General features: G+C 38.1%; 19 protein-coding genes. 15 read left to right on the forward strand and 4 right to left on the reverse strand.

Annotated elements, in window-relative coordinates; genetic code table 11:
* Nucleotides 1–8: 8 nt before the first annotated feature.
* From VB836_RS21735 to VB836_RS21800, 14 genes are all read left to right on the forward strand, one after another.
* The gene (locus VB836_RS21735) at nucleotides 9–2,243 is read left to right on the forward strand and encodes a GumC family protein (protein WP_323222462.1); all 2,235 of its coding nucleotides are present in this window, start codon (nucleotides 9–11) and stop codon (nucleotides 2,241–2,243) included.
* Nucleotides 2,244–2,320: 77 nt separating this feature from the next.
* Nucleotides 2,321–4,174 carry a heterocyst formation ABC transporter subunit HepA gene (hepA, locus tag VB836_RS21740; protein ID WP_323222464.1) on the forward strand — a complete coding sequence of 618 codons (1,854 nt, stop codon included), beginning with the start codon at nucleotides 2,321–2,323 and terminating at the stop codon, nucleotides 4,172–4,174.
* A 15-nt stretch (nucleotides 4,175–4,189) separates the two neighbouring features.
* Complete coding sequence (locus VB836_RS21745; RefSeq protein ID WP_323222466.1) at nucleotides 4,190–5,119, forward strand: glycosyltransferase family 2 protein; 930 nt, start codon at nucleotides 4,190–4,192, stop codon at nucleotides 5,117–5,119.
* A 61-nt stretch (nucleotides 5,120–5,180) separates the two neighbouring features.
* Entirely contained in the window at nucleotides 5,181–6,107 is a 927-nt protein-coding gene (locus tag VB836_RS21750; protein ID WP_323222468.1) for a glycosyltransferase family 2 protein, read from the forward strand.
* A gap of 29 nt (nucleotides 6,108–6,136) precedes the next feature.
* Nucleotides 6,137–7,054, forward strand: a complete 918-nt coding sequence (locus VB836_RS21755; RefSeq protein ID WP_323222470.1) for a glycosyltransferase — start codon at nucleotides 6,137–6,139, stop codon at nucleotides 7,052–7,054.
* Between the two features lie 55 nt (nucleotides 7,055–7,109).
* Nucleotides 7,110–8,291: a glycosyltransferase family 4 protein gene (locus VB836_RS21760; protein WP_323222473.1), complete on the forward strand. Its 1,182-nt coding sequence runs from the start codon at nucleotides 7,110–7,112 to the stop codon at nucleotides 8,289–8,291.
* A complete protein-coding gene (locus VB836_RS21765) occupies nucleotides 8,291–9,658 on the forward strand; it encodes an O-antigen ligase domain-containing protein (RefSeq protein WP_323222474.1) in 1,368 nt (455 codons plus the stop codon). Before VB836_RS21760 ends, VB836_RS21765 begins: the two co-directional genes overlap by 1 nt.
* Before the next feature lie 56 nt (nucleotides 9,659–9,714).
* Complete coding sequence (locus VB836_RS21770; protein WP_323222476.1) at nucleotides 9,715–11,043, forward strand: hypothetical protein; 1,329 nt, start codon at nucleotides 9,715–9,717, stop codon at nucleotides 11,041–11,043.
* A 45-nt stretch (nucleotides 11,044–11,088) separates the two neighbouring features.
* Nucleotides 11,089–12,051 carry a hypothetical protein gene (locus tag VB836_RS21775; protein WP_323222478.1) on the forward strand — a complete coding sequence of 321 codons (963 nt, stop codon included), beginning with the start codon at nucleotides 11,089–11,091 and terminating at the stop codon, nucleotides 12,049–12,051.
* 95 nt (nucleotides 12,052–12,146) lie between these two features.
* The gene (locus tag VB836_RS21780; protein ID WP_323222480.1) at nucleotides 12,147–12,638 is read left to right on the forward strand and encodes an FG-GAP repeat domain-containing protein; all 492 of its coding nucleotides are present in this window, start codon (nucleotides 12,147–12,149) and stop codon (nucleotides 12,636–12,638) included.
* A gap of 3 nt (nucleotides 12,639–12,641) precedes the next feature.
* The gene (locus tag VB836_RS21785) at nucleotides 12,642–13,805 is read left to right on the forward strand and encodes a glycosyltransferase family 4 protein (RefSeq protein ID WP_323222482.1); all 1,164 of its coding nucleotides are present in this window, start codon (nucleotides 12,642–12,644) and stop codon (nucleotides 13,803–13,805) included.
* Between the two features lie 35 nt (nucleotides 13,806–13,840).
* A complete protein-coding gene (locus tag VB836_RS21790) occupies nucleotides 13,841–14,788 on the forward strand; it encodes a phytanoyl-CoA dioxygenase family protein (RefSeq protein WP_323222484.1) in 948 nt (315 codons plus the stop codon).
* A 32-nt stretch (nucleotides 14,789–14,820) separates the two neighbouring features.
* Complete coding sequence (locus tag VB836_RS21795; protein ID WP_323222486.1) at nucleotides 14,821–15,957, forward strand: glycosyltransferase; 1,137 nt, start codon at nucleotides 14,821–14,823, stop codon at nucleotides 15,955–15,957.
* 340 nt (nucleotides 15,958–16,297) lie between these two features.
* Nucleotides 16,298–16,522 carry a hypothetical protein gene (locus VB836_RS21800; RefSeq protein ID WP_323222488.1) on the forward strand — a complete coding sequence of 75 codons (225 nt, stop codon included), beginning with the start codon at nucleotides 16,298–16,300 and terminating at the stop codon, nucleotides 16,520–16,522.
* Between the two features lie 65 nt (nucleotides 16,523–16,587).
* Here VB836_RS21800 and VB836_RS21805 read toward each other — a convergent pair whose 3' ends face one another.
* Both VB836_RS21805 and VB836_RS21810 read right to left on the reverse strand, forming a co-directional pair.
* On the reverse strand, nucleotides 16,588–18,789 hold the full coding sequence (locus VB836_RS21805) for a hypothetical protein (protein ID WP_323222490.1): 2,202 nt from the start codon (nucleotides 18,787–18,789) through the stop codon (nucleotides 16,588–16,590).
* Nucleotides 18,790–18,793: 4 nt separating this feature from the next.
* Complete coding sequence (locus VB836_RS21810) at nucleotides 18,794–20,215, reverse strand: P-loop domain-containing protein (protein WP_323222492.1); 1,422 nt, start codon at nucleotides 20,213–20,215, stop codon at nucleotides 18,794–18,796.
* A 197-nt stretch (nucleotides 20,216–20,412) separates the two neighbouring features.
* On the opposite strand from VB836_RS21810, the gene VB836_RS21815 reads away from it, so the two are divergent.
* A complete protein-coding gene (locus tag VB836_RS21815) occupies nucleotides 20,413–21,216 on the forward strand; it encodes a phospholipase D-like domain-containing protein (RefSeq protein ID WP_323222494.1) in 804 nt (267 codons plus the stop codon).
* Nucleotides 21,217–21,967: 751 nt separating this feature from the next.
* On the opposite strand, the gene VB836_RS21820 is transcribed toward VB836_RS21815, so the two are convergent.
* Nucleotides 21,968–22,807, reverse strand: coding sequence for an alpha/beta fold hydrolase (locus VB836_RS21820; RefSeq protein ID WP_323222496.1), 840 nt, complete (start codon nucleotides 22,805–22,807; stop codon nucleotides 21,968–21,970).
* Nucleotides 22,808–22,914: 107 nt separating this feature from the next.
* Nucleotides 22,915–23,784, reverse strand: a complete 870-nt coding sequence (locus VB836_RS21825; protein WP_323222498.1) for an alpha/beta hydrolase — start codon at nucleotides 23,782–23,784, stop codon at nucleotides 22,915–22,917.
* Between the last annotated feature and the right edge of the window lie 19 nt (nucleotides 23,785–23,803).

The following is a 23,803-nucleotide window of genomic DNA, read 5'->3' on the forward strand; positions in this document are numbered from 1 at the left end:
CGGAGGTTATGACATCAAACTTTCCCGAAATTCATTCAGAAACCGATTTAGGGTATGGAAAATTATTTGCAATACTTCTGCGCCAACGCTTTTGGCTACTGAGTATCTTTGTGATCGTTGTGTCGATTACAATTGTCAAAACGAAGTGGTATACAGAGCCAACCTATGAAAGTAAAATGCAGCTTTTAGTTGAACCTAATTTTCCCGCTAGACCGAGTGGTTTACAAGAAGAACGGGAAAATTTAACGTCTAAACAAGATTATGCAACTCAACTAACTTTAATGCGAAGTTCAAAATTTACAGAAACGGCAGCTCAGTTATTACAATCTGAATATCCACTTCTAAAGGGAGAGGATATAGAGAAAAATTTTAGTTTATCTCAGATAGAAGAGGGAGAGACGGAAACAAGAGTTTTTGAAGCCATCTATACTGATAACGATCCGCTTAAGACTCAGAAAGTCTTAGAGGCAATGCAACAAGTCTATCAAGACTATAATACAGAACAAGATCAACAGCGTTTAGACCAAGGACTTTCTTTTATTAATGAGGGATTACCAACAGCTCAAGAAAAATTGATTCAAGCAGAAGGATCTTTAGAAAAGTTTCGCGAAAATCAAAACCTCATTGATCCTGAACAGCAAGCAAAGGCTGTTACTGATGCACTCAATGCTGTAGAAAAAGATCTACTCGAAACTAGAATTCAATATCAAACGACTCAAACTCGCTATGAAACGCTACAAGATCAACTTCAACTTTCTCCGCAGGAAGCGCAAATTGCAGCTCGTTTAAGTGAATCTTCTCGTTATCAAGAGTTACTGAATCAACTTCAACAAACAGAAATCCTTTTAGCTCAACAACGAACAATTTTTACTGATGCAGATCCAGAAGTTCAAAAGTCACTTGAACAACGTCAAAGTTTGCTAGCATTATTGAGGCAAGAAATAGTTAGAATTTTAGGAGAAATTCCAGCAGAACTGAATGTGACGGCTGAAGACATACTCAAAACAGGGCAGCTTAGTGAAACCGATCAAATGTTAGTCCGTCAACTAGCTGAAACTCAAACGGAGTTGCAAACTTTACAAGCTCGCGTCCAAAGTTTAGCTGAAACCGAAGAAGAACTACGCGCTAAATTGAATCGGTTTCCCAGTGTCATTGCTAATTATAACCGCTTACAGCCGGAAGTCGAAATTCAGCGAATGACGATTAATCAGTTATTGGAAAAAAGACAGGATCTGAGTCTTGAAATTACTCGGGGAGGCTTTAGCTGGCAAGTTGTAGAACCTCCTCAGTTGGGTGAACAAATTGCACCCAGCCTGAAAAAAAATCTAGCTTTGGGTGGAGTTTTGGGATTATTCCTGGGAGGAATTGTTGCTTTCTTGCGAGAAAGCTTAGACGATACCGTTCATAGTTCTGATGAACTCAAACAAAAGGTAACTTTACCCTTGTTAGGAATTGTCCCTAAAATTCCGCAGGCTCAAGCCAACACTTCGATTTTAAATCTATCCTTCCGTAGATCTTCTCCGGCTTATTCTGTAATTTTACAAACCATTTATTGGTTGCCTTTTCGAGAAGCTCTTGACCTAATTTATAAGAATATTCAGCTTTTAACTTCTCCCAATCCCGTCAAATCGCTGTTAGTAACCTCCGCATTAAATGAGGCAGGTAAATCAACTTTGGTTTTGGGTTTAGCCTTGAGTGCAGCTCGCTTACATCAAAGGGTTTTACTGATTGATGCAAACTTACGTTCTCCGGCGCTCCATGAACAACTTAATCTGCCGAATGAACAAGGATTATCAACATTTTTGTCCAGTGAAGTTTCGGCGCCTTATTTGCATCAAATCTCCCCACTAGGTTTGAGTATTGATGTCTTAACAGGAGGGCCAATTCCTGATGATCCAGTTAAGCTTTTGAGTTCTAATAAGATGCGGAAGCTAATGAAAATTTTTGAAATAAATTACGATCTCGTTTTATTAGATACCTCTCCAATTCTCGGAACAGTAGATGTGCTGGAAACAGCATCCTTCTGTGATGGAGTTGTCATGGTTGAACGCATTGACCAAATTACTCAGTCTGAACTGAATCAAGCAATCGCAATGCTCAATCAATTAAAAGTAATTGGAATCGTCGCTAATGGATCAACTCATTCTAAAAATAGTTCGATAACTTACAGTGAACGAAATGGCAATTATTTAGTTCGCTCCGAAAAATCTGCTATCGATTTTCGAGATTATACGCAAAATTAAAGCCGAGCAAGGTTTTATTGTTTCTGATACTTTCCTGATTCTCTGTTGTTCCAACTTAATTGACTAATCATTAAATTATGATGTTATTTAAATTCCCTTATTACCTAAAAAATGTTTTTAAAAAAACACAGTTTTGGAAAGATAATTATTTAATTTTTCAAGAATTGAAGTCTGTGTCAAATATCGCTTTATTAGCATTGCTGTTTACCTTCCTGGCTGCTATTTTTGAAGGGTTTGGAGTTGGATTTCTGTTAACATTCTTACAAAGTCTCACTGAGCCAGATTACCAACCTATTCAAACAGGGATTGACTGGTTTGACGTTTGGATACTTGGAGTCAAAGCATCAGCAAATGAGCGAATTTATCGGATATCTATTCTGATTTTGATTGTCACTTTGCTGCGAACGGGTATGACCTACTTGAGCGAAGTTTACAGTGGACTTACTCAAAGTAATTTGGCTTATCAGTTAAGAGTCCGTCTATTTGAACAGTTTCAAAGTCTTAGTTTAAGCTACTTTACAAAAGTTAGATCGGGAGAATTAATTAACAGCATAACAGCCGAAATTGGACAGCTCATGCAAGCTTTTTCGCTGTTCTCTTTTATGCTAGTTAGAGGATCAACATTATTAGTCTATGTTGTTTCTATGATGTTGCTATCTTTGCAGCTTACCATTCTTTCTATCTTATTGTTTACCTTGCTGACTATCGGTGTATCAACACTGATTAAAAAAGTCCGAGAAATAAGCTTTGAGAGAACTAAAGCTAGAGGTTTGTATACTTCAATTGCCATTGAATTTATTAATGGTATTAATACAGTTCAGGCTTCTGCGGCTGAAAATTTTGAGCGCAAACGCTTCTATAAAGCGAGTGAAAATTTACTGAAATCTGATAATAAGTCTTTTGTTTTTAGTGCTTCTGTTGTTCCGATTTCTGAAGCCGTAGCAACCCTAATTTTGATTGGAATGTTGCTCTTTTCTTTTGCCTTTTTAATTCCCACAGACCAGCTAAAAATAGCTTCTTTACTCACCTTTATCTTTATTTTATTTCGTTTAATACCGATTACTCGTCAGCTTAATGGCGCTCGGACACAAATCAGTAGCTTCCAAGGTTCAATTAACAATATCAATGAACTGCTGAGAACGGATAACAAAACTTACCTCAAAAATGGGACTTCTCCCTATACTCACTTACAACAAAAAATAGTATTTCAATCCGTCAGTTTTGGGTACGATCAGGAAGATGTGATTTTACATGATATTAATTTGATCATTAAACGAGGTGAAATGACAGCTTTGGTGGGAGCATCGGGAGCCGGAAAAACAACATTAGCAAACTTGATTCCCCGCTTTTATGATGTCACTCAAGGTCAAATTTTAATTGATGATTTAGATCTTCGAGAATTTGATGTATACTCTTTGCGTCGAAGAATGGCGGTTGTCAGTCAAGATACCTTTATCTTCAATACTTCAGTTCGAGATAATATTGCTTATGCCTTAGAAAATGTAGAAGAAGAAGCAGTCGCAGAAGCGGCTCGTTTTGCGAATGCTTTAGATTTTATTCAAGAACTCCCCCAAGGGATGGATACAATCTTAGGGGATCGAGGTGTACGATTATCAGGAGGTCAACGTCAGCGAATTGCGATCGCACGCGCTATTTTACGTGATCCAGATATACTAATTTTGGATGAAGCAACCAGTGCTTTAGATTCAGTTTCAGAGCGATTAATTCAAGAATCAATGCAAAAACTAGCCGTAGGTCGAACGGTAATTGCGATTGCACATCGACTTTCAACCATTGTTAGAGCAAACAAAGTTGTCGTGCTAGAACAAGGACGAATTGTAGAAGAAGGAGGTTATCAAGAGTTATTAGAACTGCGTGGAAAACTTTGGAAATATCATCAGATGCAACATGATTTAAGTCAAGTTAGCTAAACAGGAGGTTATCTTATGAAATATCCAGACGTCTCAGTTATTATTCCCACCTATAATCGAATCTCGATGTTAGAAGAAGCACTTCAAAGTGTGTTTGCTCAAGAGTTTGATGGCTTAGTTGAAACTCTTGTAATTGATGACAATTCTGAAGACGGAACTTCAAAAATTGTTAGTCGTAAGTATCCAGAAGTCAACTTGATTAGTCTTAAGCAAAATGTCGGCGCAGCAGCAGCACGAAATCGGGCTTTATCTATAGCCCAAGGTAGATATATTGCTTTTCTCGATTCCGATGATCTTTGGGAAAAAGATTATCTCAAAACTCAAATATCAGCCTTAGAAGGTAAAAAAAAGTGTTTCAGTGTGAGTAATATTTTGGTTTGGAATACTGTCAAAAATAAAAAACAGATTCAGATTTTAAAGCCCGACTTAGAAAAATATACTTCACCCCTTCATCATCTGATGGTAGGAAATTTTATTTACATTCCTTCCTGTGTGGTTTTCCCGCGTCAAGTGCTGGAAGAGGTGGGTTTATTTGATGAGAGAATTAAGCGAGGTGAAGATGCAGATTTTTATGCTCGATGTTTAATCGCTAACTATACTCCTATTTTTACAAATCAGCCTTTGGCAATTCAACGCAAACACGATCAAGGACAGTCAACGGATATCAAAAATCAAGAAGAGAGAATCAAAAATAGATTGCTTATCATTCAAAAAAATTATCCGATAATCCAAAAGAAAGGTTGCTTAAATGTTTCTCAAAATCGGCTTTATGGAGATGTATATAAAAAATATGCTCAATTGTATCTCAAACAAAAGAATATTGGGCAATGGTTGAGATGTTCAAAAAAGCTAGCTGATTGTACATCTTGGGGTTATGCCTTATCTAATATGAAAAATGATCTCCAAGATAGAATACGAAGTAAACTGGCTTTCTCAAGACTGTGAATAACTTCTAAAAAAGCTAAAAAATTCAGAGCCGACCTTGAAAATTATCACATTAAACCCCATGAACAAAGATAAGGATGTTTCAGTAATTATTCCAACTTACAATCGCCTTCCGATGCTCAAGGAAGCCTTAGCGAGTGTATTTTCCCAAGATTTTAACGGCAGCATAGAAGTTATTGTTGTTGACGATTATTCTTCCGATGGAACTGCGGAATTCATTACGCAGCAATATCCAGAAGTTCATCTGATTAAACTTGAGAAAAATGTCGGATGTCCCGCAGCCAGAAATCAAGGATTACGAGTAGCTAGAGGTAAATATATAGCTCCACTAGACTCAGATGATTTATGGGAAAAAAAATATCTGGAGATTCAGATTAATACTCTGGCTCAAAAAGAAAAAAGTTTTGCTGTTAGTGACTTATTTTTTTGGAATGCAATCAAAAACTCTAAAAAAGTTAGACTTCAAAGACCCGATTTGAATAAATATAATTCCCCTTTACATCATTTATTAGTAGGAAGTTTCATCTATACACCTTCCTCTGTCGTCTTTCCCAAAAAACTTTTCTCTGAGATTGGTTATTTTGATGAACAAATTAGATATGGTTCTGATACGGATTTCTATATTCGCAGTTTGCTTGCAGGTTATCAACCCATCTTTACTGAGTTTCCTCTAGTCATTCAGCGCAAGCATGGTAAAGACCAAATGACTAATGTTAAAAATCTTAAGAATCGGATTCGTGACCGAGTTTCATATGTTGAGAATCACTACCCTCAAATCAAAAAACAATTTGATATAATTTCTTTAAAACGTATTTATGCCGAAATTTATGCTGACTACGCCAAACAATATTTGAAAAGAAAAAGCTTATTCAATTGGCTCAAATCATCTCTCAATTCAGCCTCTCACTCCTCTTTATCCTATGCTTTATCGAATATGGCTGATGATTTGATAGAAGCCATCATCAAAAATAAAAAATTACCCGAATAATAAAATCATAATTTTTTAGAGGAGTATCTATGAATCAGTTTGATGAATTCTTTGTTTCAGTAATTATTCCTGTTTACAATGATACTCAACGTTTAAAACAATGCTTACAAGCTCTAGAAAAACAAACTTATCCCCAAAACCAGTATGAAGTAATCGTTGTTGATAATGCTTCCGAAGAAAATGTTAAAGATGTTGTCAGTCAATTCGTTCAGGCTCGGTTGACATTTGAAAATTGTCCGGGTTCCTATGCCGCTCGCAACAAAGGGATTTCAGTTGCTCGGGGAGAAATTCTCGCCTTTACCGATGCCGATTGTATACCGAAAGAGGACTGGATTGAGACAGGTTTGAAACATTTATTATCTCTAGAAAAACCAGGAATAATAGCTGGAAACATCGAAATTTTCTTTAAAAATTCCCAAAATCCAACGGCAGTAGAGCTATATGATAGTATCACGAACTTACAGCAGAAAAAAATTGCAGAAGAAGCACATTTTGCCGCAACAGCTAACTTATTCACCTTCAAAAAGGTCTTTGATCAAGTTGGACTATTTAATCAGCAACTCAAATCTGGAGGAGATTCAGAATGGGGAAAACGAGCATATTCTCTAGGTTATCCAATAGAATACGCTGAAGACTGTTGTGTTGCTCATCCAGCTAGAGACTCTTTGGCTCAACTGTATAAAAAAGTAGCTCGTGTTAGAGGTGGGTTTTATCAGCTTGAAAAGCTTAACTCTAATCAAACACAACAATCATTCTACAAAGATTTTTTGAAGCTTTTATATAAGTGCAAACCTCCATTAATTTATGCGTATAAAAAAAGTTATTTAGATCGAAGAGTCAAGAGTCAATCCCAGAAAATAAAAGTGTTTTTATTGATCATTTTAGTTCATTATCGAGGAGTATATGAAAGACTGAAATTGCTATTGGGAGAATCTCAAATTCGATAAACTAATAATTGAGTTTTTATGCAGCCAAAGTATCTAATATATTGAATTTTAAAAGATGAAAATACTATTAACAATTCACGAGGTTTTTAATCCGGATTCCGGATCGGCAGGAAGCACTTTTAAACTCGGACAGGAATATCAAAAATTAGGACATGAGGTTCGATACTATTCCTTTGATGATCTTCCTAACTGGCTACCTCGTCCTCTTAAGAGAATAGTCTTTCCTGAATTCGTGGCATCTGAACTGCTCACCTCTTCTCGTAAGCAAGCTATGGATATAGATGTCGTAGATGCTTCTACAGGAGATGCTTGGTTTTGGGGAAAAATTCTCAAAAACTTCACAAAAAAACCTCCTTTGTTAGTCACTCGTAGTCATGCTTTACAACATCTTGAACACCTCGATATTTTAGAAAATGTTCGGCAAGGAAAACACAATTTAAGTTGGAAATATGGACTATACAGAGGAAGCATTCAACTTTGGGAAGTCGCCACATCTTTACGCTGTGCTGATTTGGTTTTTTTACTCAATCAGGAGGAAAAGAAATACGCTATCGAACAACTCAATATAGCTTCAGAAAAAATTCATATTTTTCCGAACGGAATACCAGAGGAATTTCTTGATCTACCCCTTGAACCCATACCAGAAGGAGAAAATACGAAAATTCGGATTGCTCAAATTAGTACCTATATTCCTCGTAAAGGAATTCACTATAGTGTACCTGCCCTGAACCAAATTTTAGCTCGCTATCCTCAAGTCGAAATGAGTTTTTTTGGTACAGAATGTCTAATGTGTCCTAATGTAGAACAAGTTTATGCTGATTTTGATCCGGGTGTACGCGATCGGGTTAAAGTGATTCCCCGTTATCGCCATGAAACTTTGCCGAGCCTTTTAAAAGGATATCACATTAAACTTTTCCCCCCGACTTCTGAAGGGTTTGGCAAAGCTTTAATTGAAGCAATGGCTTGTGGTTTAGCTCCCATCACAACCGCAACTCCTGGACCTTTAGAAATTGTACGTGATGGCTATGATAGCATAGTTGTTCCCGCACGTAATACTGAAGCAATTCAGCAAGCTTTAGAGCGATTAATTACAGATAGAAATTATCTAGAAAAACTGCGTAAAAATGCCCATAAAACTGCTCAAAAATATAGCTGGAAAAGTATCGCTGAACGTAGACTATCCCTCTACGATCAAGTTTTACAGGATCGAAAACAATTAAAGTCATTAAATTTCTGATGAATAACTCAGCTACACCGCATACTACCGAACTATTTCGCCCAACTTTAGCTTGGTTAGTTCTCTTAGGATTTGTTTTCCTATCAGCTCTATTCATTCTAGCCGGTGTAGGTAAAATTCTTAACTTAGTCTTTCCTGCCGGATCTTTAGCCGTTGGGGTGTTTCTTTATTTTCGCTATCCCTTTCTTTATCTAAGTTTCATGTGGTGGATGTGGTTCCTTACTCCTCTTGTTAGACGTTTAGCGGATTACAAGAGTAGTTTTACAGATCCCAGTCCTCTTCTACTCGCTCCCTATCTAGTGACAGCGGTTACTCTGGTTAATGTTTGGCAATATTTACCCACTATTTATCGTCGGGGAGGGTTGGCTTTTATCCTATCTTTTATGGGTGTATTCTATGGTTTTTTTGTAGGACTTATTTATCGCTCTCCTGTTCAAGTTGGCATTGCACTATTAGAGTGGCTAGCTCCGGTACTCATCAGTTTTCACTTCTTTGTTAATTGGCAAGATTATCCCCATTATCGTAAGATTATTCAGCGAACTTTTCTGTGGGCAGTTTTAGTTCTAGGCGCCTATGGAATTTTTCAGTATCTCGTTGCTCCTGAGTGGGATCGACTGTGGTTAATTAACGCTGATATTAATAGTGCCGGCCGACCTTTTCCATTAGAAATTCGGGTGTGGAGTACAATGAATGCTCCAGCTCCATTTGGAATGGTGATGATGGCAGGTCTACTGTTACTGTTTAATACAACAGGCATTTTGTATCTCCCGGCTTCAGCAATGGGTTATCTTTCATTTTTTCTATCTCGGGTGCGATCGGCTTGGGGAGGATGGATGATTGGTTTTTTTCTTCTCGCTTTTTCTCTGAAAACACAGTTTAAAATTCGCCTAATTGTAACAGTTATTATCATCGCTACTTGTGTGATTCCCCTCACCCTGATAGAGCCTTTTTCTGAGCAAATCACTTCTCGCTTTGAAACTCTTTCAAACGTTGAAAATGATGTTAGCGCTCAAGCCAGAGCAGAAACTTATCAAAATCTTTTGGGTTTAGCACTATCAAGTTGGTTTGGAGAAGGTTTAGGAAGCCCTCAGTTTGACAGTGCTATTTTAGCAATGTTATTTAGTTTGGGTTGGTTCGGTACTTGTTTGTACATGAGCGGAATGCTTTTTTTGACTCTAAGTTTATTCCTGGGAAAAGAGTGCCAACTCGATCCATTTCTGGCAACCGCTAGAGCTATCTCTTTGGGAATGCTTGCTCAATTAATTTTAGGAACTTTTATGTTGGGAAGCAGTGGCGCTATTTTATGGGGATTTTTAGGAATCGGAATCGCCGGACGAAAATATTATCTTTCTCAAAACTATTCTTGATCCCAAAAAATAATTACTCTATCACATCGATAAATTCATCTAAAATCAAAGATAAAATGACTCACTTAATTCTTAAAAATAAAAAATTCAAGTATCTGCTGCTTTTGATTTCAGGAGCTTTGATTTTCTGGGGACTATTTACTCTGTTGTTAAAACCTTCTCATTCAACCTATATGGAAAAAGCGGCAAGTGCGGATTCTTTTATAGACTCTATTGGAGTTGCTGTGCATCTTAATTATACAGATACTCCTTATCATAAAAACTATGAAGATATTATCAAACCCCGATTACAAGAGTTGGGAATTAGACATATTCGAGGAGGGTTTTCTTTAAAAAGTAAAACCAGTTTGCAGCGAACTAAAGAGTTAGCTAAAATCGGAATTAAGTCAACTCTTGTTATGGACCCTAGACGCATCGAAAATCCACAAGAAGCCTTAAAAATTGTCAAGGAAGTCAAGAATGCTGTTGAAGCTGTTGAAGGGCCAAACGAGTGGGATTTGAATTCATCTCTACAGTATCGAGGAAAGAGTTTTCCCCAAGGAGTAAAACAGTTTCAACAAGAACTATATAAAATCTTAAAGACCGATCCAGCTACAACTGAGATTGATATTATTTGTCCCTCTGTAGGACGTCCTTATAATTCTGCTAAACTGGGTCTACTGCCCTGTGATTTTGGTAATATGCACAGTTACGCTGGGGGTAAACAACCCACTCGTCAATTAGATAGTAAATGGATTCCACAAGCTCAAGTTATTGCAGGTAATCGCTCGATTATTGCTACCGAATGCGGTTATCATAATCTAGTAACAAAGACTGATTTAAACCATCAGCCAGGAGTATCTGAACTAGCTGCCAGTAAATATCTAATTCGGCTATTTTTTGAGTATTTTAATCGGGGAATAAAACGCTCATATACTTATGAAATGATTGATTTAAAACCGGATGTTGAAGCCAAAAAACCAAACTGGAATTATGGTTTGTTGCGAAATGATGGTTCTCGTAAACCCGACTTTATAGCCCTAAAAAATCTGATGGCGATACTTCAAGAAACTTCCCAAAAAGTTTCTCAGCCTATTTCACTTCAGACTCTTCAGTATACAATCACTGGAAACACTAAAAATATTCATCATACTCTTTTACAGAAAAAAGATGGTAAACTCTACTTGATTCTTTGGCAAGAAGTTCTCAGTTTCGATCAGATGACTAAGAAAAATATTGAGATTCAACCTCGAAAATTAACATTAACCCTGAATAAGTCGCTCAAGCAAGCAAGAACCTATCAGCCCCTTGTATCGACTCAACCGATAAAAACTTACGATAGCCCTCAACTTTTAGAGATACAAGTTTTAGATCATCCTTTGATTATTGAGTTAATCAATCGTTAAAAACTCAACCTCTCAAAATCTATTATTGAATATTTTTAGATTGATATGATTACAATTGCTCCTGATCGCATTAAAAACTGGATTTTTGTTACTGGAATCATTCGCAGTGGCACAACTTTTGTCGGAACAATACTCAGTTTATCATTGGAAGTAGACTATATTCACGAGCCATTTAATCCCCAATGTGGACTTCCGGGAATGAATCGCTGGTATCCCTACATCAGAGCGAGTTTAGACACTTCAGAAATGCAACAATTCCATGAACTCACAAAAACGATTTTTAGCTATGAGTTCACCCTCCGAAATAAAATTCCTAAAAATGATCCTTGGAGCAAAAAAATTATCAAACAAGCGATTGGAAGTCGGGGGCTTTTTTATCTTCGTTTTGCTAAATTAAATCCCTTCCATACAACGGCAATTATTAAAGATCCAATTGGAAATCTTCTCACCGAATATCTTTATCTTCAGTTTGGAGTAAAACCCGTTATTATTGTCAAACATCCCCTATCGTTTGTAGCAAGCCTAAAACGAGTCAATTGGTGGCCACATTTGGGCGAGATTAACGATCAACCGCACTTAATTGAAGATTACTTTTCAGATGAAATTGACTTTATAAAGACAGAGTTCTCCGATCCCGTATTAGCAGCAGCAGCCTATTGGCGTGCAACATATAAAGTATTATTTGCACAAGCGAGTAAGTACCAAAACTGGCAACTAATTACCCATGAAGAACTGAGTAAAAATCCAATCTCCACTTTTAAAAATCTGTATGAAAAGCTCAATTTACCTTGGTCTAAATCCGTCGAGAATAAAATCATAAAGTTAACTCGGGGAAATCAATCAGCCGAGGCTAGAAAAGGTCAGGTTCAAGATTTTAATAGAAATAGCGCAGACATCTTTAAAGTTCGTCGTAAATCTCTAGCCCCAGAGGAAAAGAAAGCAATTTTTGAGATAACGCAAGATGTGGCATTACAAATTTATAGTCGAGAAAGTTTCGATCTGGATTAGTTGATCTATCTAGCTTTTTGATGTACAGTAAAAATGCTAGAATCTAGGTGCGGACAAACCAAAGCTAAACTAACTTTATTAATAAATACTAAACCATGATTCGCTTTATAGAAACAACTAACTCGGCTGGAATTCAATTTGTCAATGGCATCAGTTTTGGTGCTTCCTGGGGAGATGTGAATCAGGATACCTTACCTGATTTGTGGGTAAGTCATCACTTTGATCCAATTAGTCTCTATCTCAACCAGGGGGATGGCACCTTTACGGATATCGCTTCAGAGGTGTTTCAAGACAACCTCAAACCTTCGACGGATACTCATGGTGCTGCCTGGGCTGATTTTGATAATGATGGGGACTCAGATTTAGTCCAGTTTGTAGGGGCTGGAGAAGGTGTTGGCAGTGAAGCCAATTTTCTATTTGTTAATTCCTTAGTTGAAAGTGGAATTGAGGGAGAAACAGAAGGTCTGCTGAGTGATCAAGCTCAAGAACAAGGGGTGGACTATCCTTTGTCGCGATCGCGTACACCCTTATGGTTTAATATCGATAATGATAGTAAATTGGACTTGATTACCATCAATATTAAATAAAATATGAATCCTCCGGTCAATTCTACATCTTCTTCATCTATTTTATGTGTTGGGAATGGTTGGTTTCCCACAATGCCAGGCGGACTAAACCGCTATGTTTATGAACTGACACATCAGCTTGTATCTCAAGGAGATAACGTTGAATTATGCGGTGTTGGACTGCCACCCGTTGAACCCAACTCTCCCATAAAACTGACTAATTTAGCTGAACCTAATCATTCACTTTTAGAGCGACTTTGGTTAACTCATAAAAACTTCAAAAACAGATATTTAACTCAGCCTAATGCGATTAACTTGCATTTTTCACTGTATAGTTTACCGCTCCTTTCAAGCTTCCCGAAAGATGTCCCTGTTACCTTTACTTTTCATGGCCCTTGGGCATTAGAAAGCGAACGTGAAGGCGCAAAAAAGCTAGGAGTTTGGTCAAAGTATTGGATGGAACAACAAGTCTACAAACATTGCGATCGCTTTATTGTTTTGAGTCAAGCCTTTGGTAATATTTTAAACCAAAACTATCACATTCCTTGGAGTAAAATAAACATGATTCCCGGCGGAGTTGACACCCATCGCTTTCAAGCTAACTTATCTCGTCAACAAGCCCGTGAACAGCTTAATTTTCCACAAGATCGCTTCATTCTTTTTACCCCTCGTCGCTTAGTTAATCGCATGGGAATTAGCCCATTATTGCAAGCCTTGGCGAATCTAAAATCTCACATTCCTGATGTTTGGTTAGCCATTGCAGGGAAAGGAATTTTACGAGAAAAATTAGAACAACAAGCCACTGAACTCTCACTCAATCATCATGTTAAATTTCTCGGTTACTTACCCGATGAACAATTACCCATCGCTTACCAAGCTGCTGATCTAACCGTTGTTCCTTCACAAGCTTTAGAAGGATTTGGATTAATTTTACTCGAATCTCTGGCCAGTGGAACACCCGTTTTGTGTACACCTGTAGGCGGAATGCCGGAAATTTTAGAGCCGTTTTCCCCGGAATTAATAACAGATTCCATAACAGTAAAAGCAATTACATCTAAACTCCAAGCTGTTCTCACAGGTGAGATTTCTTTACCCTCCCCTGATGCTTCTCGAAACTATGCTTCTACTCATTTTAACTGGCTTCACATCGCCCAAAAAGTTAGACAAATCCTTATCGGTGTGAGATAATGATGTCACACATCAAGTTTTATTGATTGGACTAAATGCTGAGAGACGAAGAATTGATCACAATTTCAGAGTGCCGTCATCAAATCCTTCAAAGCTGCCATAAGATAAGAAATAGAGTGCTATTTAAAATTGATCAAACACCAGTCTTAAAAACTCTATCAGAACAGATATACAAGAACAATATCAAGCAGCATACTCAATTGATACCCACTCTTATTGTAGATGATTCAGCAGTTGTTCAGAGGCTAAAACAAGATGGAATTTTTATCATTACTTTAGAACAGTTAGCAATTCCTTCTACCTCGAACTTACTTAAAGACGCTCACCAAATTATTCCTTCACTTTTAGCAAGTTTACCTCTTCATTCATCAACATATATGATTAAGACATCTTGTGAAAAACTGATGGAATTACCTCATATTTTTTGGTGGGGTTTACAAAACAGAATACTACAAATTGTAGAAAACTATCTTGAGCTTCCAGTTGCCTATCATGGAGTTTATTGTCGTCGAGATTTAGCAAACAACGTCGAGAATAAAACAAGATTATGGCATCTTGATAAAGAAGATCGGCGGATGCTAAAAATTATTATTTATTTGAATGATGTCACGCCTGATGTTGGCCCTTTTCAATACATCTCCAAACATTTAACTGACTCAATATTTCATAAATTCCAGTATAATTATAGCTATATTCAAGAACAGCGTATGCAGCAAGTTGTTCCTAAAACTCAGTGGAAATCCTGTTGTGGTTCAGCCGGAACAGTTATTTTCGTTGATCCAGCTTGTGTGTTTCATCGAGGTAAAAAACCAATAACCTCAGATAGACTGACAATATTTTTTGATTACACCTCTAGAATCCCTAAACATCCCTATTACTGTAAATCATCTTTCTCCCCCGAACAATTATCAACCCTTTGTGATTCACTTTCTCAATATCAAAAAGAATGCGTATTCTGGAGAAACAGTTTAAGACATCACTAAAAATTTTAGCTTAACTCATCCAATGATAGAACATGAAAATCCTATTTTTAGATCAAAGTGGTAAATTAGGCGGTGCGGAACTTTCTCTGGCTGATGTAGCTTCTTTCTATCGTGAAAACTGCTTAGTGGGTTTATTTGCCGATGGTGCTTTTCGCTACTTACTCGAACAACAACAAATCCCCGTTAAAATTATAACAAATCAGTCTATTAACGTCCAAAAAGATAGCGGTATTCTCCAAAGCTTAAGCAGTTTTAGTTCAATTACACCCCTGGTTTTAAATGTTGCTAAAATCGCCAAAAATTATGATATTATTTATGCAAACACTCAAAAAGCTTTAGTTGTCGGTGCTTTAGCTAGTTTTCTCAGTCGTCGTCCGTTGGTTTATCATCTACGAGATATTCTCAACGCCGATCATTTTAGTACAACAAATCGCCGCATTGCAGTGACATTAGCGAACCGTTCCTCTTTAGTCATTGCCAATTCTGAAGCGACTCGCACTGCCTTTCTAGAATCGGGAGGACGATTAGAAATTACTCAAGTTGTTTATAATGGTTTTCAACCCGAAAAATATCAAGCGGCAACTTCAGACGTTAATACCATTCAACAACAATTTCAACTAGAAGGGAAATTTATAGTCGGTCATTTTAGCCGTTTATCTCCCTGGAAAGGACAACATATTTTATTAGAAGCCTTAACCCAATGTCCTGAAAATGTTATTGCTCTTTTCGTTGGGGATGCACTGTTTGGAGAGCAAGAATATGTCGAACAACTCCACAAACAAGTAGATGATTTAGGACTCCAAAACCGAGTTAAATTTTTAGGGTTTCGTTCCGATATTGTACCCTTGATGACCGCTTGTAATTTAGTCGCTCATACTTCCACCTCTCCCGAACCTTTTGGACGGGTTATCATTGAAGCAATGCTGTGTAAAACTCCCATTGTGGCGTCTGCTGCGGGCGGTGTAGTCGAATTAGTTAATCCCGGAAAAACAGGCTGGCTTGTTACCCCTGGAAACTCGCAAGAACTCGCTAACGTAATTAATAGTTGCTATCAAAATCCCGAATTAGCGACTCATGTTGCGACTGAAGCTTACCAAAAAGCCAATGAAAACTTTCAACTCGAGCAAACCCGACAACATATTGATCAACTCCTTCGGAAGTTATTATAACGCAAATTTTATCTAAGTTCTCTCTCCCCCTAACCCCCTCTCCTAAAAGGCGAAGGGGAATTTTCTGAGGATTTTATTTCTCTATTACCTCTCCCCCTAACCCCCTCTCCTAAAAGGCGAAGGGGAATTTTCTGAGGATTTTATTTCTCTATTACCTCTCCCCCTAACCCCCTCTCCTAAAAGGCGAAGGGGAATTTTCTGAGGATTTTATTTTTTCTACTCTATCATTATTACCTTACTAACCCCGCCACAGTCCAGAGGAATAACTGTCACACGAAAAACGAGATTTGCATAAAATTTACCGGTTTCCTCTGAATAAATAGTAGAGTTACGCGGTGATATGATGAAATTTAAAACTGTTATCAATCTACTATTTTTGACTGCGGTGATGAGTTCTAGTGTATTCAGTCAGGTGAATTCTGTGATGAATTTACCTCAAATTGAAACAGTAATAATTTGTCGATTTTTCAAGCCTGAACCTCCCGTACAAGGTGATGGGGGTTCTCGGTTTGCTGAACCCTCGCATCATCAAAATCAAGACAATTTTCCTGATGTTCAAGCTTGAATCTGTTGTCATTCTCTCCCGTTTAACGCTGTAAAGTATCCGATGTCATTGAATAAGTATTCAGTTCAATCAACGCCGTTCACGTCCAAGCCTTCTATCCGCAGAAAATGTAACATTCCATAACTATCACCCGCCACAATTGTTTGATTATCGGGACTAATCGCACAGCAAGAAAAAGCACTATCTCCAATTAAGCTGATTATTTCTTGTCCTGTCTTTAAGTCCCAAAGTTTCACCGTTCTATCCGATGAAGCAGAAACAATTGTTAACCCATTGGGAGTGATAGCAACTAACTTTACAAAACTGCTATGTCCATTGAGAGTTAATAATTCTTCTCCTGTGGCTAAATCCCAAAGTTTGATAGCATTATCACTTGAACCCGAAACCAACTTTGAGCCATCAGGACTAATCGCAACTGCCGATACCAAATTATCATGTCCACTGAGAGTTAACAGTTGTTTTCCACTCGCTAAATCCCAAACTTTGATAGTTTTATCGCTTGAACCCGAAATCAACTTTGAACCATCGGGAGTGATAGCCACTAACTTTACAAAACTGCTATGCCCATTGAGAGTTAATAATTCTTCTCCTGTGGCTAAATCCCAAACTTTGATAGTTTTATCCTCTGAACCCGAAATCAACTTTGAACCATCGGGAGTGATAGCCACTAACTTTACAAAACTGCTATGCCCATTGAGAGTTAATAATTCTTCTCCTGTGGCTAAATCCCAAACTTTGATAGTTTTATCCCATGAACCCGAAACAACTTTTAACCCATCGGGACTAATCGCAACTGGCTCTAGCTGATAGTCATGTCCACTGAGAGTTAACAGTTGTTTTCCACTCGCTAAATCCCAGACTTTGATAGTTTTATCCCATGAACCCGAAACAACTTTTAACCCATCGGGACTAATCGCAACTGCTCTTACCCAAGAATTATGTCCACTGAGAATTAACAGTTGTTTTCCAGTCCCTAAATCCCAAACTTTGATAGTTTTATCCCATGAACCCGAAACAACTTTTAACCCATCGGGACTAATCGCAACTGCCGATACGATTCTATCATGTCCACTAAGAGTTGATAGCTGTTTTCCAGTCCCTAAATCCCAAACTTTGATAGTATTATCACTTGAACCCGAAACAACTTTTAACCCATCGGGACTCACCGCAACTGTAGTTACCCAAGAATTATGTCCACTGAGAGCTAATAGTTGTTTTCCACTCGCTAAATCCCAAACTCTGATAGTTTTATCCCATGAACCCGAAACAATTTTTAAACCATCGGGACTAATCGCAACTGCTAATACCAAATTATCATGCCCACTGAGAGTTAACAGTTCTTTTCCAGTCCCTAAATCCCAAACTTTGATAGTATTATCACTTGAACCCGAAACAACTTTTAACCCATCGGGACTAATCGCAACTGCTCTTACCCAAGAATTATGTCCACTGAGAATTAACAGTTGTTTTCCAGTCCCTAAATCCCAAACTTTGATAGTTTTATCCCATGAACCCGAAACAACTTTTAACCCATCGGGACTAATCGCAACTGCTGATACCAAATTATCATGCCCACTGAGAGTTAACAGTTCTTTTCCAGTTGTTAAATCCCAGATTTTGATTGTTTTATCTTCGGAACCTGAAACCAGTTTTGACCCATCAGGACTGATAGCTAATGCTGTTATCCCATCCTCATGTCCACTGAGAGTCAGTAGTTCTTTTCCCGTTGCTAAATCCCAAACTTTGATAGTTTTATCATCTGAACCCGAAACAATTTTTAAGCCATCAGGAGTGATAGCGATTGCTGAAACTAGAGCATCATGTCCAACAAGAGTCCGAATTAACGCTCCTCCGGGTGGTGTTAAATTAGGAGCAGTTGGACGCAACCAAGGTGAGGTTTGACATCGTTTTGCTTGTTGCAAAAGTTGTTGAATTTGGGGATTATTTTCATATAATAAAAGTCGTCCCCAGAGTTGACTGGCGAGTTGATTTGTATCTTTATTAAGAACATGAGCCGATAGTTCAAAAGTTCGTTGTAGCAGTCTCAAGGTTTCGTCAGTTTCCAGATGTTCAACTTGCTGATAATCCTCAATTAACGCTTGTATTCCCACCGCTTCTATTTTGGCTTGCATAAACTCAAAATCAGTTAGAAAGCGATGCACCTCTCGGAACTGAGAGTTTTCAACCAGGTGATAAATAAGTTCGGTTAAAACAAACTCTCTATCTTCTTCGGTTTTTCTCGCCAACCAGTTGCCAATTTTACCCATTGTTTTAGTCCTCGTCTTCAGTTGTATCCAAATCTTCTAACAAAGCATTCGTTATCGATCCATGAATCTCTGTAATTTCAATTCCTGCGGCTTCAATCATCTCTTTGCGGGAGAGAAAATCAGCAAAACTAGCGTGATAAACTTTATAGCGAGTTTGTCCTTGAATTTGACTATAATGCAAAAACTGTGACCATTCATTGAGTACCTCTTGAACGATTATTTCATCCTTTACACTCACAAATTTAGCAATTAACTGACGAGAAACGGGTTTACGCAACACACCGAGAATATAGACAATCTTAATCTTTAACTTCGGTAAGGGTTTATCCTGCATTCCCATTCGCCGCCAATGGTCTTCGTAGTACGACGTTAAACCTTGGGGTAGATTTTCTAACTGTAAATTTTGATAATAACCTTTGGCAATTTCCGGTAACACATACCTCAAATACATAAAGTTATTTTCGCTTTTCTCCGCCAAAGTATCAATAAACTCCTTCTTGTTTAGGTTTTGATTACCAATCCACTCATATAACGAGTTTTTAAATTCATCTTCAAAAAAGAGATAAATATATTTTTTTATATCTTCTCGACTGTTCATGGTGTAGTCCTTGAAATCAAAGATCTCTTGAGGGGTTTCAAACAACAACCGGGTTTCTAACTCTCGACGACGAGTAAGCAAAAAATACACGCTTTTGGGTAAATATCGAGGTAAATACAATATATTGAAACCGTTTTGTTGATGACTCATATTGACTTCATCCAAAGCATCAATCACAATCACTACTTTTTTTTCATGGGGTTTGAGTTTATCACTCACTTTCTGAAGTAAATTCTTTAAAAAGTTGCCATCTTCTTTGGCTTCTTGCGGTAACGAGTTCGGTTGATAATCTTCCAACCCGTACTCACAAATTAGTTGCTGACAAATACATTCTAGAAATTGATCCGCTCGATTTTGACTATCAGTATAAACATTGAAATAATAGAGACAAGAGGGATGATCGTTCACATATTTCGCCGCAACTGTACTTTTTCCTTCACCCGGATCGCCCACTACAGTAAAATATCCTCTATCGTGAGTTTTGATAAATTTTTCAAACGCCTTAAAAACAAACTCTCGCCCTACAAACTTGCGTATTTTTTCCTCAATTAATCCCTGAAATCTTCCCGTGTATTTGCTTTTTTCAATATTCCAACGTTCAGGATTCATAAATTCAGTCGGATGACAGCCCAAAGCCTCAGCTACTTTCTCAATATCCCATTTATTCACTAAATCTTTGTCTCCCTTTGTCCCCAACATTTGCTTGAGAGTATCCAGAGAAATACCCGCTTGATCAGCAAGTTCCTCTTGATTGAATTTTTTCTCGTTATAGAGTTCTTTCAGTTTTTGTCTTTCTCCCGGAGTCAACTTTAAACGTTTATCTGACATGGTTTTACTCTCCCAAAATTGGTTTATTCCTACTGTAGCGGACTCTAACAAAGTTGAACAGGGAAAATAGGGAAAACTCACTTCCCCATTTCCCCCAAACGGTTGGGAAGACTTCCCCAAATCTTATCCCTATTTACACTCGTAATTCTGCGAGAGATTAATCAAAATGAAATTGTCAACGTTCAGGATATTTAATTATGTATTCTCTCAATTCTTCTCAAGATAAATTCGGCTTTGACTTGCAAACCCTGCTGAATTTACAACCCCCTCGCGCCCATTGTCAGAAGTGTTTGGGGTTGCTGGCCTCTATTCACCCCTGTAATGAAAAGGGTAATATTCCCTGTCCGGTTTGTGGGGTAGAGACGGTTGTTTCCGGCGAAAACCGGGCTGAAAAATACGAAAAATTTCGCAATCATTATAAAGCCTTAAACCTCTATATTGAGTTTGACAATATCATCGAACACGGCAAAAAATTCGCTTCCATCGCTCAAAAAATGCACCCAAACAACCGCTATTATCCACCCGTTAGCGCTCTTTTAGACAGTCTCAACCAAGCCCAATCTTTTGTTCATATTAATAGTTTTGGAATCAGTCGAGACTTTTTATTAACGTTGAAATTGGTTGCTCAAAAAATACCCGTTCGAGGAATTATCGCCCTCACTTCCGATCAACTTTGGCTGCGGGATGAACTCCAAAACTACAGCCAAGAATCCCCCAATTTACAACTGAAAGCCGTTTATGATGCTAACAATTGGGCGACTGTTCCCCATCAAAAGTTAATTGTAATTGATGGTTTGATCGCTTTTAAAGGAAGTACAAATCTCACCCTAACCGCATGGCGTAAAGCCGCACAGGGTTATGATAACGTTGAATTGGTGACAAATCTCGCTCAGGTTATTGAACTTCACAACCGTTTCTTTTCTCCCCTTTGGGCGAATTTAAGTCCCTACGGAAATGCGATCGCCCTCGATCATTCTCTTGCTATTGTTAAGGCGAGTTAGTTTAGGGAATTAGAAGAGTGATCCCCCTAAATCCCCCTGCCCCCGTGACCCCCAACATTGGGGGTAATTTGGGGGACTTTTTTTTCTTAATTTCCCTGACAAACGGCGATTTTCAGCCCACCTATCTCTCTACAATTCCCCCCTTTTTTAAGGCAGGGCTGTTTCATTCTCGGTTCAAAAATGCGATCGCCAAATCTTAAAAGCCTTTCTCTGTAAAGAAAAGGAGGATTATTTCAACAGTTTTGATATTTTCTGTTTAAATAGAGCCTAAAACTTGCCCCCCATCAAAGGTTTAGCGATCGCAAAATTTTAGAATGAAACGGCCCTGCCTTTTTTAAGGGGGGCTAGGGGGGATATTTAAGCAAATCACGAAGATTGATCACCCTAAATCCCCCTGCCCCCATGACCCCCAACATTGGGGGTAATTTGGGGGACTTTTTTTTCTTAATTTCCCTGACAAACGGCGATTTTCAGCCCACCTATCTCTCTACAATTCCCCCCTTTTTTAAGGGGGGCTAGGGGGGATATTTAAGCAAATCACGAAGATTGATCCCCCTAAATCCCCCTTAAAAAGGGGGACTTTTTTTTCTTAATTTCCCTGACAAACGGCGATTTTCAGCCCACCTATCTCTCTACAATTCCCCCCTTTTTAAGGGGGGCTAGGGGGGATATTTCAAGGGGGCTAGGGGGGATATTTCAAGGGGGGCTAGGGGGGATATTTAAGCAAATCTACGGGGGATTAACGCTAGATTTAAACGGCTTGTTTTCTCAAAAACAATAACAACGACTCGCTAATTTCTTTCCCCCAATGATCTTGGGGATAATGTCCGGCTTTTTCTAACTTCACCAACTCCGAACCTCTAACTAAATTCGCAAATTCTTGGGCTTGTTCAACACTCAACCAAGGATCAGCAACTCCCCAAATAATTTGAGTGGGATGTTGCCAAGTTTTAAACCCTGTTGAAATTTCCGCCATCGTTTCTTTCAGTTTGAGATTTTTAATCGTTGCTAATAGCGATCGCCCCGAAGCTGAACTTTTCAAAAACGGACGACGATAAACATCTAAATCTTTATCTTCGATCACATAACCGCTTCCCCCTTCCAAGGTTCGATCAACGAGTAGCGGATCTTGTACCATCATATCCCCGACAAACGGTAAACCCATTTGTTTAATTTTCCAGGGAAGTTTAGCCGCAGGAGAAACAGGCGTATTCAGAACAATTAAACGATCTATTTTATCAGGATTTTTGAGCGCATATTGTAAACCCACTGACCCTAAAAAACCCTGTACAACCAGATTAAATTGACTCAGTTCTAACGTTTCAATAAACTCCGATAACGCCTTCAAAAACGCATCGGGAGTATAAGCAAAATCCCGTTTATCTGCTTTAGAAGAAAACCCCGATCCGATCCAGTCTGGTGCGATCGCCCGATAACCTTTAGCGGCTAATTCTTCCATCAATACCACCCAACTGTAACTCTGAGACACTAACCCATGTAACAGTAAAACAGGAGATTTATCTGTTTGTTCCGCTTTGGCTTCCCGATAAAACCATTCTAGCGATCCGATTTTGATTGTGTTTTTATCCAAGGTGACAATTATTGTTCATTCAAATGTAGGGGATATTATACTACTCCTCTCCGCGAAAAAACCCTCTTGTTCAAAAAAATCGGGTTTTCGGGTAGAACTCCTAAGAATTATCCCTCACAAATTACCTTGACTTGTTCATTGTAAAAATTACGATACTGCGATAAACAATCTAAAGAAGCTTGCAGTTTTAGAACATAAGCCTGTAAAAATAACCCACTCCATTCTGCAATCATTTTAACGGATTCTGTTTGTTTAAGTTGGGGTTTATTTTCTTCTTCTGGCCCATCTTTAGGTTGAGAAACATCAGTGATTCCATAATGATTTATTCCTTTAATTTGAATAAAAGCCTTCGGACTATCGGCTATATTGTCATAAGTTCTTTGAGTAAATTCAGGTAAAACAATAGTATCAAGTTCACCTGCAATTAAAGCGATGGGAATTCCTGAATTTTGAATCGTTAGTGATCCGGCTTCTTTTGTTAAAAGATTCGTTCCATAAAAAACCCCTCCAACTAACTCAGGAGGTCTAATGTACTTTTTACCGGAAATCTGCTCAACGGTTTGTGAATATCGAATCGCTTCTAAACCTGTAATTCCCCCGCAAGAATGACCGAATACAACCATTTTTTCTGGATCTACAGTGTTGGCAATCTCTAAATTTGCTTGAATAGAATCGCTTTTAAAATAATCTAATATGGCTGAAATTTGAGTCAATTCTGGAGCCAGATAAGTCCGACCGGGTGGAGTATGATTGGGAACGACAACCACAAATCCTGCGGTGGCAATTAACTTAGAAAATAGAGTATAATATAATTTATCAACATCAAATCCTTGTAAAAATAAAGCAATCGGCAATTTAAAAGGCGGATTTTCAACTTGGGATAAATCGGGATAATAAATATTAGCTTCATCCCCATTTGTTGTAATAACAGTAGGGTAACTTTTGACTTGATTTAGTTCACATACAGGTTGAAACATTTCTGGATATCTCCTTTTT

The sequence above is a fragment of the Limnoraphis robusta BA-68 BA1 genome, from assembly GCF_034932365.1.
Lineage (GTDB): Bacteria > Cyanobacteriota > Cyanobacteriia > Cyanobacteriales > Microcoleaceae > Capilliphycus > Capilliphycus robustus.